This window comes from Rhodococcus daqingensis (assembly GCF_042665615.1).
In the GTDB taxonomy this organism is placed as follows: domain Bacteria; phylum Actinomycetota; class Actinomycetes; order Mycobacteriales; family Mycobacteriaceae; genus Rhodococcus_G; species Rhodococcus_G daqingensis.
In genome coordinates this window covers 212,411-225,799 of record NZ_JBHTCS010000024.1, presented here as the reverse complement: position 1 = coordinate 225,799, position 13,389 = coordinate 212,411, and the positions used below count along the sequence as shown (strand labels likewise).

At 69.6% G+C, this 13,389-nt stretch carries 13 protein-coding genes; 2 read left to right on the top strand and 11 right to left on the bottom strand.

The genetic code is table 11. From position 1 onward, the window contains the following. Positions 1 to 16: 16 nt before the first annotated feature. Together ACFQS9_RS20290 and ACFQS9_RS20285 are read left to right on the top strand one after the other, a co-directional pair. A complete protein-coding gene (locus ACFQS9_RS20290; RefSeq protein WP_378407949.1) occupies positions 17 to 895 on the top strand; it encodes a peptidylprolyl isomerase in 879 nt (292 codons plus the stop codon). Then, positions 892 to 1,695: a peptidylprolyl isomerase gene (locus tag ACFQS9_RS20285; RefSeq protein WP_378407947.1), complete on the top strand. Its 804-nt coding sequence runs from the start codon at positions 892 to 894 to the stop codon at positions 1,693 to 1,695. The genes ACFQS9_RS20290 and ACFQS9_RS20285 overlap by 4 nt, the downstream gene beginning before the upstream one ends. A 59-nt stretch (positions 1,696 to 1,754) precedes the next feature. On the opposite strand, the gene ACFQS9_RS20280 is transcribed toward ACFQS9_RS20285, so the two are convergent. The 11 genes from ACFQS9_RS20280 to ACFQS9_RS20230 form a co-directional block, all read right to left on the bottom strand. After that, complete coding sequence (locus ACFQS9_RS20280; protein ID WP_378407945.1) at positions 1,755 to 4,085, bottom strand: RelA/SpoT family protein; 2,331 nt, start codon at positions 4,083 to 4,085, stop codon at positions 1,755 to 1,757. A gap of 47 nt (positions 4,086 to 4,132) precedes the next feature. Continuing rightward, positions 4,133 to 4,696, bottom strand: a complete 564-nt coding sequence (locus ACFQS9_RS20275) for an adenine phosphoribosyltransferase (RefSeq protein ID WP_378407943.1) — start codon at positions 4,694 to 4,696, stop codon at positions 4,133 to 4,135. After that, on the bottom strand, positions 4,693 to 6,426 hold the full coding sequence (locus ACFQS9_RS20270; RefSeq protein WP_378407941.1) for an ABC transporter substrate-binding protein: 1,734 nt from the start codon (positions 6,424 to 6,426) through the stop codon (positions 4,693 to 4,695). Before ACFQS9_RS20270 ends, ACFQS9_RS20275 begins: the two co-directional genes overlap by 4 nt. Position 6,427: 1 nt before the next feature. Then, a complete protein-coding gene (gene secF, locus ACFQS9_RS20265; RefSeq protein ID WP_378407939.1) occupies positions 6,428 to 7,597 on the bottom strand; it encodes a protein translocase subunit SecF in 1,170 nt (389 codons plus the stop codon). 2 nt (positions 7,598 to 7,599) lie between these two features. Further along, positions 7,600 to 9,264, bottom strand: coding sequence for a protein translocase subunit SecD (gene secD / locus ACFQS9_RS20260; protein WP_378407937.1), 1,665 nt, complete (start codon positions 9,262 to 9,264; stop codon positions 7,600 to 7,602). Between the two features lie 105 nt (positions 9,265 to 9,369). Continuing rightward, the gene (gene yajC / locus ACFQS9_RS20255; RefSeq protein ID WP_378407935.1) at positions 9,370 to 9,753 is read right to left on the bottom strand and encodes a preprotein translocase subunit YajC; all 384 of its coding nucleotides are present in this window, start codon (positions 9,751 to 9,753) and stop codon (positions 9,370 to 9,372) included. A 73-nt stretch (positions 9,754 to 9,826) separates the two neighbouring features. Then, a complete protein-coding gene (ruvB, locus tag ACFQS9_RS20250; RefSeq protein WP_378408304.1) occupies positions 9,827 to 10,900 on the bottom strand; it encodes a Holliday junction branch migration DNA helicase RuvB in 1,074 nt (357 codons plus the stop codon). A gap of 8 nt (positions 10,901 to 10,908) precedes the next feature. Further along, positions 10,909 to 11,517: a Holliday junction branch migration protein RuvA gene (gene ruvA, locus ACFQS9_RS20245; protein WP_378407933.1), complete on the bottom strand. Its 609-nt coding sequence runs from the start codon at positions 11,515 to 11,517 to the stop codon at positions 10,909 to 10,911. Then, the gene (gene ruvC / locus ACFQS9_RS20240) at positions 11,514 to 12,098 is read right to left on the bottom strand and encodes a crossover junction endodeoxyribonuclease RuvC (protein WP_378407931.1); all 585 of its coding nucleotides are present in this window, start codon (positions 12,096 to 12,098) and stop codon (positions 11,514 to 11,516) included. Before ruvC ends, ruvA begins: the two co-directional genes overlap by 4 nt. Positions 12,099 to 12,191: 93 nt before the next feature. Then, positions 12,192 to 12,602, bottom strand: coding sequence for a hypothetical protein (locus tag ACFQS9_RS20235; protein ID WP_378407929.1), 411 nt, complete (start codon positions 12,600 to 12,602; stop codon positions 12,192 to 12,194). Positions 12,603 to 12,604: 2 nt separating this feature from the next. Then, entirely contained in the window at positions 12,605 to 13,357 is a 753-nt protein-coding gene (locus ACFQS9_RS20230; RefSeq protein WP_378407927.1) for a YebC/PmpR family DNA-binding transcriptional regulator, read from the bottom strand. Between the last annotated feature and the right edge of the window lie 32 nt (positions 13,358 to 13,389).

Genomic DNA, 13,389 nt, shown 5'->3' with positions numbered 1-13,389 from the left:
AAAGAGGTAAGCAGCAGTGCCGACCAATGAGCAGCGACGCCAAGCCGCCAAGCGCAAGCTGGAGCGGCAGCTCGAACACCGAGCCGAGCGGGCCCGCAAGCGCAAGCAGATGACGATCGGGGCCTCGGCCCTCGGAGTCGTACTCGTGGTCGCCGCAGGCGCCTTCATCTACTCCCTCACCAGTGGTGAGGACGATGCCTCCGAGGCCTCGTCGGACACCTCGACCGCCGCAGCCGACGCGCAGACCCCCGGCGCGATGCCGGCGGGCCGGGCGCAGGCACTGCCCGCGACCGTCGACTGCACGTACATGTCGGACGGCACGCCCCCCGCCAAGCCCGCGAACCTGCCCTCCTCCGCCGGCGTGCCCGCGGAGGGCACGGTCACGGTGAACCTCGACAGCGACCAGGGCCCGATCGGGCTCGCGCTCGACCGGGCCAAGTCGCCGTGCACGGTCAACAGCATGGTCAGCCTCGTGCAGCAGGGCTACCTCAACGACACCCCGTGCCACCGTCTGAGCACCACCGGGCTGAAGATCCTGCAGTGCGGCGACCCGACCGGGATGGGCACCGGCGGTCCCGGCTACGGCTACGTCAACGAGTTCCCCACCGATCAGTACAACCCCGACGACCCGAACCTCGGCGAGCCCGTGACCTACCCGCGCGGCACCATCGCGATGGCGAACACCGGCCAGCCGGGCAGCAACGGCAGCCAGTTCTTCCTGGTCTACGACGACTCGCCGCTGCCGCCCATGTACACCGTGTTCGGCACCATCTCCGACGAGGGCCTGGCGACGATCGAGAAGGTCGCGGCCGCGGGTGACGACGGCTCGATGTCCGCGGGCGGCGGCAAGCCGAACCTGCCGGTGAAGATCACGACCGCGAGCGTGGCGGCATGAGGGCCCCGGTGAGCGTCCGGCGCGGCGCGATGATCGCCGTCGGCATCGGACTGGCGTTCGCGTCGAGTGCCTGCTCGGGCGACGACTCCTCCTCGACCCCACCCACGACGCGCACGCTGGCCAGCCAGCAGAGTGCCGCGCCGGACCTGTCCCGGTTCCCGCAGCTGCCCGCCCCGGCCGCGCCGGCATCGGCGACCGTGTCCTGTTCGTACGCACCGGCGGGCCAGGCGTCCAAGCCGGTCCAACCGCCGAGCACCGATGGCGTGTCCACCGCGGGCACCGTGGGCGTCGCGATGACGACGTCACAGGGCCCGATCGGGCTCACCCTCGACCGCGCCGAGGCGCCGTGCACGGTCAACAGCTTCGCCAGCCTGGCGCAGCAGGGCTACTTCGACGACACCCCCTGCCATCGGCTGGTCACCAGTGCGGGTCTGCAGGTGCTGCAGTGCGGTGATCCGTCGGGTGCCGGGAACGGCGGCCCCGGGTACCGATTCGCCAACGAGTACCCGACCACGGCCTACGCCGAGGCCGACCCGGCCGCCCAGGAGGGCATGCTCTACCCGCGCGGGACGATCGCGATGGCCAACTCGGGGCCCGGTGGCACCAATGGCAGCCAGTTCTTCCTCGTCTACGAGGACTCCGTGCTGCCTCCGCAGTACACCGTGTTCGGCACCATCTCCGACGAGGGCCTGACCACCATCGAGAAGATCGCCGCGGACGGCGACGACGGCTCCATGTCCGCGGGCGGCGGCAAGCCGAACACACCGGTGCAGATCGAGACCGTCACGATCAGCAGCTAGGCGCTTCGCGCCCGTGCGCGGTTTACGAGTCCAGGGACTCGCAAACCGCGCACGGGCGGCTACGCCGCCGAGGTCACCCGATAGACGTCGTACACGCCCTCGACGTTGCGGACCACGTTCAGCACGTGCCCGAGGTGCTTGGGGTCGCCCATCTCGAAGGTGAAGCGGCTGATCGCAACCCGGTCCCCCGAGGTGGTCACCGAGGCCGACAGGATGTTGACCTTCTCGTCCGCGAGCGCCTTCGTCACATCGGAGAGCAGGCGGTGCCGGTCGAGCGCCTCGATCTGGATCGCGACGAGGAACACCGAGGACGGCGACGGCGCCCACTGCACCTCGATGATCCGCTCGGACTGCTCGCGCAGAGACCCCGCGTTCGTGCAGTCGGTCCGGTGCACGCTGACCGCGCCACCGCGGGTGACGAACCCCATGATCTCGTCGCCCGGCACCGGCGTGCAGCACTTCGCGAGCTTGGCCACCGTGCCGGTTGCACCCGGCACCAGCACTCCCGCGTCGGTGGTGCGACGCTGCCGCATCGGCATGGTCGACGGCGTCGACCGCTCGGCCAGCTCCTCCTCCGCGGACTCCACACCGCCGAGATTCGCGACCAGCCGCTGCACCACGTGCTGGGCGGACACGTTGTGTTCGCCGACCGCCGTGTAGAGCGCGGACACGTCCACGTAGCGCAGCTCGTGCGCGATGGCCGACATCGACTCGGCGCTCAGCAGACGCTGCAGCGGCAAGCCGCCGCGGCGCACCTCCTTGGCGATCGCGTCCTTACCCGCCTCCAGGGCCTCCTCGCGGCGCTCCTTGGCGAACCACTGACGGATCTTCGTCTTCGCGCGGGGCGAGACGACGAATCCCTGCCAGTCCCGGCTCGGGCCCGCGTTCGCGGCCTTGGAGGTGAACACCTCCACGACCTCGCCGTTCTCCAGGGTGCGTTCGAGCGCGACGAGACGGCCGTTCACCCGGGCGCCGATACAGCGGTGACCGACCTCGGTGTGCACTGCGTACGCGAAGTCCACCGGCGTCGAGCCCGCCGGCAGGGTCACCACGTCGCCCTTCGGGGTGAAGACGAAGATCTCCTTGACCGCGAGGTCGTATCGCAGGGACTCGAGGAACTCCCCCGGATCCGCGGCCTCGCGCTGCCAGTCGAGCAGCTGGCGCATCCACGCCATGTCGTCGACCTCGGCGGCGTCACCGGAGTGCCTGCCCTTGGTCTCCTTGTAGCGCCAGTGCGCGGCGATGCCGAATTCCGCGGTGCGGTGCATGTCGCGGGTGCGGATCTGCACCTCCAGCGGCTTGCCCTCCGGGCCGACCACCGTGGTGTGCAGCGACTGGTACACCCCGTAGCGCGGCTGCGCGATGTAGTCCTTGAAGCGGCCCGCCATCGGCTGCCACAGCGAGTGCACGACACCGACGGCCGCGTAGCAGTCCCGGATCTCGTCGCACAGGATCCGCACCCCGACGAGGTCGTGGATGTCGTCGAAGTCGCGACCCTTGACGATCATCTTCTGGTAGATCGACCAATAGTGCTTGGGCCTGCCCTCGACGACCGCGTTGATCCGGGACGCGGCGAGGGTGGCGTTGATCTCTGCCCGCACCTTCGCCAGGTAGGTGTCGCGCGACGGCGCCCGGTCCGCGACCAGGCGCACGATCTCCTCGTACTTCTTCGGGTGCAGGATCGCGAACGACAGATCCTCGAGCTCCCACTTCACGGTGGCCATGCCCAGTCGATGCGCAAGCGGCGCAATCACTTCCAGGGTTTCTTTGGCCTTGCGTGCCTGCTTCTCGGGGGGCAGGAAGCGCATGGTGCGCATGTTGTGCAGCCGGTCCGCGACCTTGATCACCAGGACCCGCGGATCGCGGGCCATCGCGATGATCATCTTGCGGATGGTCTCGCCCTCCGCGGCGCTGCCGAGCACCACCTTGTCGAGCTTGGTGACGCCGTCGACGAGGTGCGCGACCTCCTCGCCGAACTCGTCGGTGAGCTGCTCGAGGGAGTACCCGGTGTCCTCCACCGTGTCGTGCAGCAGCGCCGCGACCAGGGTGGTGGTGTCCATCCCCAGCTCGGCGAGGATGTTCGCCACGGCCAGCGGATGCGTGATGTACGGATCGCCGGACTTGCGCTTCTGGCTGGCGTGCCGCTCCTCGGCGACGTCGTACGCGCGCTGCAGCGGCGCCAGGTTCGCCTTCGGGTACAGCTCCTTGTGCACGCTGACCAGCGGCTCGAGCACCGGTTTGATCGCGGCGTTGCGCTGCCCGGTCATCCGGCGCGCCAGCCTGGCCCGCACCCGGCGAGAGGCCGAGGTGGGCACCGCGGGCGCGGCTCCCTCCGTCGGCGCCGCCGGACCTCCGGTCTCGGACTGCGACCGGTCGAGGTTCTGGGTCATTGCGTCACCTCCCGCGCTGTCGGTCGCCTCACCGGAAACTTTAGTCCTCAGACCCGGAGCAACGATGTGACCGGGTGGCCAGCGAGCCGCGAGCGCCCGTCGAGCGCCTCGATCTCGAGCACCACCGCGATCCCGATCACCTCGGCGCCCGCCGCGCCGAGCAACTCGACCGCCGCGCCCAGGGTCCCGCCGGTCGCCAGCACGTCGTCGATCACCAGCACCCGGCGGCCGGCGAGTTCGATCCCGTCGGCCGGGATCTCCAGCGACGCCGTGCCGTACTCGAGCTGGTACTCCCGGGTGAGCACCGGCGGCGGCAGCTTGCCCGCCTTGCGGACCGCGAGCACGCCCGCATCCAGCGCCAGGGCCACACCGGCACCGAGGAGGAATCCCCTGGCATCGATGCCGGCCACCAGGTCGGCACCGTCGCCGGCGCGATGCTCGCTCCGCAGGCTCCGCTCGGCCTCGACCATTGCATCGATGACATCACGAAAGGCCTTGGCGTCGGCGAACACCGGGGTGAGATCGGCGAACTTGACCCCCGGCTCCGGGAAATCATCGGCCCAGCGGGTCAGCCGCCCGACGTCGTCGGAGGCCGTACTCAATGCAGTCACCGGAGAAGTATCCACCTGTCCATGTTCCACCCCACACCGGAAACCGTCGGGTTCGGCACCGCGGCGTGCAGACCCTCCGCGAACACCGTCGTCCTCGGCTCGTTGAACAGCGGAAGGGAGGGCAGGTCGTTCCACAGGATCGTCTCGGCCTCCGAGGACAGGTTCAGCCTGCTGCCTTCCGCCGTGTCGACGGCCAACTGCTCGGCGATCGCGGTGACGCGGTCGTTGCGGTAGCCGCCGAAGTTCGTCGGGTAGCCCCCGACCAGGGAGTACGCCGGTGGCACCTCAGAGTCCGTGCCCGCGGCACCCTGAGCGGACGCGGTCCCACCGAGGATGGCGTCCACGCCGCCCGCGCCGAGCGCGGTCGGGGTGAACTCCGGCGAACCGGCGTCCTCCACGGTGATGTCGGCCGGGGCGCAGGCCTCGGCGATCGCCTTGACCGTCTCGGCACGCCGGGTGTCCGGGGCGAGATAGCCGACCCGGACGGTGAACGGGCCCTGCCCCGACGCGCTCCGCGCGGCCACGGCGGCCGGCACGTCGGGGTGCAGGTACCGGCCGCCCTCGACCGCGGCAACCGACGGATAGATCAGCATGTCCGGTTGCACGATCCGGGAACTGAGCACGCCCGAGCCGAGACCAGACTGCTTCTCGAAGTCCGGGTGCCCGAGTCGGTCGAAGAGCTGCTGACGCGGGACGCACAGCGCCAACGCCCGGCGGGCATCGGCGGATTCGAACACTCCCGATGTCGCGAACACCAACTGCTCGCTGCTCCGCGATGGCGCGGTGACCGTGGTGAATCCATCCCCAGGCGAGAGCCCTGCCATCGAGCCGGCCCCCGCGTCGATCACGTCGACCTCACCGGACGCGGTCTTGGACTCGAGGTCGGTTCCCTTCGGCCACACCACGATCTGCGCGGTGGCGGGCTTGTTGCCCCACCAGCGCTCGTTGGCGACCAACACGAGTCCGCCATCCGCCGTGAAGGATTCGACACGGTACGGGCCCGAGGAGGGGAACAGCGTGAGATCGAGCTGGTCCGGAACCAGCTTCCACCCGTTGTTCCAGAACTCGGCGATCCGCTCGAGGGCAGGGACGTCGTTGGACCGGATCGCGTTGACGAGGTCCGGCACCCCCGCGGACCTGGCCGCCACGTGCGACGGCATCAGTGCGGTGGCGCCGAACAACGCCGGCCAGTCGGCGAACGCGCGCCCCGGGCGGAACACGATGGTCGCGTCCTTGGACCCGGACTGGCAGTCGACGCGGTCGATGTCCGCGTAGCCGGCGCTTCCCGCCGCACGGAACATCGGGAACCGCCCGCTCCCCGCCGCCCAGGCGAGCACGAGGTCGTCACAGGCCGTGGGCACTCCGTCCGAGTACACCGCCTGGGGGTTCAGCTTGACCGCGACGGTCAGCACGTCGGCGGGCACCGTGGCCGCGGTGCCGACATCGCCATCGGACAGGGCGCTACCCTCCGGCCCGATGTAGCTCAGGCCGGTGAGCACGCGGGAGAACGCCTGCCGCGCACCCGATGCCGCACCGTCGACCGTGTTGGCGTTGTAGGTGGTCAGCACGTTGTCGATGGCGTACCCGATGGATTGGACCTGATCCTCACCCGCCGAGCAGCCGACGGCCGACGCCGCGATCAGTGCGATCACGCCGGCGGCGCCGCCGGCCCTCAAACGTCGGGCAACCCCGACTCTCCGAATGCCAGCCCTGCGGGTGCCGGTACCCATGTCATCGCCTCTTCTTGTCGCGCTTCCCCGTCGGTCGAGCGCCGGGCCGCGGGGCCGAGGCGGTGACATGGGAGGCAGCGGCGGGGGTCGCGGTCGCCGTCGCGGGCGCGGTATCGGTCCGGGCCTCCCGGCGGGCGAGCACCTTCTTGGTGTGCGCCGCGACCGGACCCCACCGTTCCTTGATCGAGACCAACAGCGGTGTCGCGAAGAAGATCGACGAGAAGGCGCCGACGATGATGCCGACCAGCTGGACGACGGCCAGGTCCTTGAGGGTGCCGACGCCGAGCAGTCCGACCGCGACCACGAGCAGACCGATCACCGGCAGCACGCTGATGAGGGTGGTGTTGATCGAGCGCATCAGCGTCTGGTTCACGGCCAGGTTGGCCTGTTCCGCGTAGGTCCGCTTGCTCAGGTGCAGCACCCCTCGGGTGTTCTCCTCCACCTTGTCGAACACCACCACGGTGTCGTACAGCGAGAAGCCGAGAATCGTGAGGAAGCCGATCACCGTCGCGGGCGTGACCTCGAGACCGACCCACGCGTACACGCCCGCCGTGACGATCATGTCGAAGAAGAGCGCCACGATCGCGGCGATCGCCATGTCCCGCTCGAACCGGATACCGATGTAGATGCTCACGATGACCAGGAACACCGCGAGCGCGATCAGCGCCTTCTTGGTGATCTGGCTGCCCCATGTCTCGCTCACGTCGGCGATGCTGATCGCGTTCTTGCTGGGGTTGCCGTCCTTGTCCTGCGGCTGGAAGGCGTCGTACAGCGCGTCCTGCAGGATCACGACCTGACGCGCGTCGAGCGCCTCGGACCGGATCTGGATCGTCGCGCTGCTGCCGGCACCGACGGTCTGCACCGACACCGGGGCCTCGCCGAGGCTCGCCGTGTAGACCTCCTCGACCTGCTCGGTGGTGACATTGTCGGCTGCCGGGAACTGGATCCGGCTGCCACCCTCGAAGTCGATTCCGAGGGTGAACCCACGAAGCAGGATGCCGGCGATCGAGATGAGCAGGATGACGCCGACGAGCCCGTAGTAGAACTTGCGCCTGCCGACGACCTCGAAGGCGCCGGTGCCGGTGTAGAGCCGCGCGAGCAGGCTGTGCCGGGGCAGCTTCGCCTGATCGGCCGCGGAATCGGACAACGACAGATCTTCAGATGTGGTCACAGTCAGGCCTCCTTCGCCTGCGCGCCGGCGCTCGTGCGCGCGGACGCGGCGGTCTTGCGTTCGCGGGCGACCTGCTGCACCGCGCCGAGACCGTTGATGCTCGGCTTCGACCAGAAGTCGGACTTCGACGCCAGGTGGACCAGCGGATGCGTCACCAGGAACACCACGACGACGTCGAGGATGGTGGTCAGGCCGAGGGTGAACGCGAAGCCGCGCACCTGGCCGACCGCGAGGACGTACAGCACGGCGGCCGCGATGAAGCTCACGGCGTTGCCGGAGAGGATGGTCCGCTTGGCGCGAGCCCAACCGCGCGGCACGGCCGAACGGAAGCTGCGGCCCTCGCGGATCTCGTCCTTGATGCGTTCGAAGTACACGACGAACGAGTCGGCCGTCATGCCGATACCGATGATCAGACCGGCGATGCCGGCGAGGTCGAGGGTGAAGCCGATGTACCGGCCGAGCAGGACCATGATCGCGTACACCATCAGTCCGGACAGCACGAGCGAGAGTGCGGTGAGCACGCCCAGCATCCGGTAGTAGATGAGGCAGTAGAGCAGCACCAGCACCAGGCCGATCGCGCCGGCGATGAGTCCGGCCTCGAGCGAGGCGAGACCCAATGTCGCGGACACGGTTTCGGCCTCGGATGCCTGGAAGGAGAGCGGCAGCGAACCGTACTTCAACGTGTTCGCGAGTTCCTTCGCCGTCGCGGTCGTGAAGTCACCGGTGATGGAGGTGGCGCTGCCGGCGGGGGTGGCGCCCTGGACGACCGGCGCGCTGACGACCTTGGAGTCGAGCGTGAACGCGGCCTGCTTGCCGATGTTGGCGGAGGTGAACTGCGCCCAGGTGGTGCTCCCGCTCGACTTGAAGGTCAGCGACACCTCGTTACGGGACTGCTGTGTGTTGAAGGCGGAGGTCGCGTCCGCGATCTCCTGGCCGTCGATGATGCTCGGCCCGAGCAGGTAGACCGTGGTGCCGTCCGTCGAGCAGGCCACCAGCGGCAGGGCCGGATCGTCGTTGCCCTGCAGCGGATCGCTCGCGTTGCAGTCCAGGGCCGCCATGGCCTGCTGCTGCACCGCCGGGTCCGTGCTCTGCCTGGTCTTCTTCGCCTCGGCGATCTCCGCGGCCGCCTGGTCCGCAGTCGACGCGGCACCCTGTTCCGCGGGGGGCGCGGGGGTCTCGGTCGGCGGAGCCGGGGTGCCCGGGTCCTGGGCGGGGAACGGCCGATTCTGCGGCGCGGGCGCGGGGGCCGGGGTCTCGGCCTTCGGGGCCTGTGCCTGCGAGTTCGAGGACGCTGCCGAGCCCTGGACCGGGCGGATGTAGAGCCGCGCCGTCTGGCCGAGCGTGCGGGCCTGCGAGCTGTCGTCGCCGGGGACCGTGATCACCAGGTTGTCGCCGTCGATGACCACCTCGGACCCGGAGACTCCGAGTCCGTTCACTCGGGTCTCGATGATCTCCTGCGCGCGGCGGAGGCTGTCCTGGCTGGGCTGGCTACCGTCCGGGGTGCGCGCGGTCAGGGTGACACGGGTGCCGCCCTGCAGGTCGATGCCGAGCTTCGGCGTCGGGGACTTGTCCCCGGTGAAGAAGACGAGCGCGTACAGCGCGGCGACGATCAGCCCGAAGATCACGAGCGAGCGTGCTGGTCGTACGGCTCCAGTCGAAGGTGCCACGATCCGAAGTTCTCCTAGTACGTGTGTCGTGCGATGGTCGGCTTCCCAGGCCCTACACGCGACCGCTGCCGAGCGGGATCACTCGGCAGCGGTCCGGAAGTCAACTCATTCGTTGTCCAGGCGACGCTTGGTCTCCTCGGGAGTCTCCTCGACGGGGGTCGTGTCGGCAGGCTTCTCGTCGACGGGGGTCTCGTCGACGATCTCGTCGATGTCCTCCTCCTCGAACTCCTCGTCGTCCTCGACCAGGAGCTCACGGATGACCAACCGCGACCAGGTGGTGACCACGCCGGGCGCGACCTCCAGGTCGACCGTGCCGTCACCGAGCTCGACCACGGTGGCGTGGAGTCCGGAGGTGGTGAGCACGCGATCACCGACGGTGAGCGAATCCTGCAGCTCGGCAGTCTTCGCCATTTCCCTCTTCTGGCGGCGGATGCCCAGGAACATGGGCACGAGCAGGGCGAGAATCAGGAGCGGAAACAGCAGTTCCATCGTTGAATTCAGTCCTCGAGGGTCGTCGACGCGCGCGGTCCGGAACAGACCGGCGCGGTACTCCAGTGTGCCACTAGTCAAACAGACCTTGCTGCGGTTCGTTGACACGCACGTCGATGCCGCCCGCGGCGGCCTCCGGCGGCGGCGTCAGACCGAGCTGTTCCCACGCCGCGGCGGTGGCGACCCGGCCCCGGGGAGTCCGGGCGATCATCCCCGCACGCACGAGAAACGGCTCGCAGACCTCCTCCACCGTGCCCGGCTCCTCGCCCACCGCGACGGCGAGGGTCGACACGCCGACGGGTCCGCCGCCGAAGCTGCGCACCAGCGCGCTGAGCACCGAACGGTCGAGGCGGTCCAGGCCGAGCTGGTCGACGTCGTACACCGCGAGCGCGGCCCTCGCGACGTCGCGGGTGATCACGCCGTCGGCCCGCACGTCGGCGTAGTCGCGCACCCGGCGGAGCAGCCGGTTCGCGATCCGCGGCGTGCCGCGGGAGCGGCCCGCGATCTCCGCGCTGGCCTCCTCCCCCAGGTCGACACCGAGGATTCCCGCCGATCGCAGCAGGATCCGCTGCAGCTCCGGCGGATCGTAGAAGTCCATGTGGGCGGTGAAGCCGAACCTGTCCCGCAGCGGCCCGGTCAGCGCGCCGGAGCGGGTGGTGGCCCCGACCAGGGTGAACGGCGCGACCTCCAGCGGAATCGACGTCGCCCCCGGCCCCTTGCCCACGACGACGTCCACCCGGAAGTCCTCCATGGCGAGGTAGAGCATCTCCTCGGCCGGTCGGGCGATGCGGTGGATCTCGTCGATGAACAGGACGTCGCCTTCGACGAGATTGCTCAGCATCGCGGCGAGGTCGCCCGCCCGCTCGAGTGCCGGGCCGGAGGTCAGCCGCAGGGACGTACCCAGTTCCGCGGCGATGATCATGGCCATGCTGGTCTTGCCCAGCCCGGGCGGCCCGGACATCAGGATGTGGTCGGGTGTGCCGCCGCGCAGCTTGGCCCCCGTGAGCACGAGCTGGAGCTGCTCGCGCACCCGCGGCTGGCCGATGAAGTCGGTGAGACTCGTCGGCCGGAGGCTGGCCTCGATGTCACTGTCGGCCGCGACGAAGTTCGCGGTGACGGACGATTCCAGCCCGGCCGGGTCCCCCACCTCCTCGGTCACCGGGTCTTACCCAGCAGCGACAGCGCCGAGCGCAGGGCCGTCGACGTGCCCGCCTCCGGATCCGCGGCCAGCACCGTATCGGTGGCCTGTTCGGCGGACTTCGCCGGGAAGCCGAGGCCGACGAGGGCCTCGACGATCTGCTCGCGGACCAGGCCCGGAACCACCGCCGGCGAACCGTCGCCACCCGGATCGGACGAGACGGCCACGGCCTCCACCTTGTCCCGGAGTTCGACGACCATCCGCTCGGCGCCCCGCTTGCCGATGCCGGGTACCCGGGTCAGCGCGGTGACATTGCCTTCGGCGAGCGCCTTGCGCAGCGCCTCCGGTTCGAGGACGGCGAGGGTCGCCATCGCCAGCCGCGGACCCACCCCGGAGACGGTCTGCAGGAGGCCGAACAGGTCCCGCGATTCGGTGTCGTGGAAGCCGTACAGCGTCATCGAGTCCTCACGGACGATCATCGCGGTGACCAGCCGGACGTCGGTTCCGCGTTGGAGGGTGGCGAGCGTCGCCGGGGTGGCGTTGAGCCGGTACCCGACCCCCGCCGCCTCGAGCACCACGTGATCGAGCGCGATCTCGAGCACCTCACCGCGAACGGAGGCGATCATGGAGTACCTGCCTTCTTGAGCCGGGTCTTGTTCAGTTCCGCGAGCCTGGCCTCGTAGCGCCGCTTCTGTTCGGCGGCCGCGAGTTCGGCCTGCGCCATTCTCGACAGCATCGGGGCCCGCCAGCAATGGCAGATCGCGAGTGCGAGCGCGTCGGCGGCGTCGGCGGGCTTCGGCGCGACGGCCAGCCCGAGGATCTTGGTCACCATCGCGGTGACCTGCTTCTTGTCCGCGGCGCCGTTGCCCGCGACAGCCGACTTCACCTGGCTCGGGGTGTGGAAGCAGACGTCGATTCCGCGCCGCGCCGCGGCGAGCGCGACGACGCCACCCGCCTGGGCCGTGCCCATCGCGGTGCGCACGTTGTGCTGCGAGAAGACCCGCTCGACGGCGACGACGGTCGGTCGGTAGAGGTCGAGCCATTCCTCGGCCGCGTTCGAGATCCGCAGCAACCGCTGCGACAGTTCCATCTCGGGCGGCGTGCGGATGACGTCGACGGCAACGGGCGCGACCGTCCGGCCGCGTCCCGAGTCGACCACCCCGAACCCGCAACGGGTCAGGCCGGGATCCACCCCGAACACGCGCACGCGATCACCTCTCGTCCCAGCACTACGAACAGCTGTTCGAGATTCTAGCCGCTGTGGGCCGGCCGGCCGCGTGGCGACACGGCCGGCCGGCGGTCACCTGTTCGCGCGGATGGCGGCGAGACCGCGACCATCCCGCAGTTGGGCGCCGATCGCCTCGATCCGGGCCTCCGATGCCCGCCAGCCCCGGACCTGCTCCTCGTGCACGACCTTGCCGTCGCGACGGACCACGACGGTCCAGGGCAGGCCGAAGAGCACTCGGATGCCCACCCACACCGGCACCAGCAGGAGCAGCAGCAGGAACTCGAGGCCGACGACCAGGGCCAACAGCAGGACCGGCAGCATCAGCACGGCGAGCACGATGCCGATGATCGCGCTGATCGGGTCGTCGCCCAGCGAGGTGCTGTCGATTCCGCTGCCCCAGTCGGGAACCTTCGTCCGCCGACGCCACGGCAGCCAGCGCCTGCCGACCCGCCACCGCACGTCGCGGTCGTCGCGAAACCGCACGATCAGGCGTCGAGCTCGGCCAGGACCTCGTCGGAGACGTCGACGTTGGTGTAGACGTTCTGCACGTCGTCGGAATCCTCGAGGGCGTCGACGAGCTTGAACACCTTGCGGGCGCCGTCGACGTCGACGGGCACCTCGACCGAGGCACGGAAGTCGGGGTCGGCCGACTCGTAGTCGATGCCTGCGTCCACGAGGGCGGTCCGGACGCCGATCAGATCGGCGGCCTCGGACACGATCTCGAAGGAGTCACCGAGGTCGTTGATCTCCTCGGCCCCCGCCTCGAGCACGACCTCGAGGATCTCGTCCTCGGTGCGGCCGTTCTTCTCGAGCACCACGACGCCCTTGCGGGTGAACAGGTACGCGACCGAACCCGGATCGGCGAGGTTGCCGCCGTTGCGCGTCATCGCGGTGCGAACCTCGCCCGCGGCGCGGTTCCGGTTGTCGGTCAGACACTCGACGAGCAGCGCCACACCGTTGGGGCCGTAGCCCTCGTACATGATGGTCTGCCAGTCCGCGCCGCCGGCCTCTTCGCCCGCGCCGCGCTTGCGGGCACGCTCGATGTTGTCGTTGGGGACGGACGTCTTCTTCGCCTTCTGGATGGCGTCGTACAGGGTCGGGTTACCCGCGGGGTCACCACCACCGGTACGCGCCGCCACCTCGATGTTCTTGATCAGCTTCGCGAAGGATTTACCGCGCTTGGCGTCGATCGCAGCCTTCTTGTGCTTGGTGGTGGCCCATTTGGAGTGGCCGCTCATGCGTAGTTCCCTCTTCCCGTTCGTAGATGCGC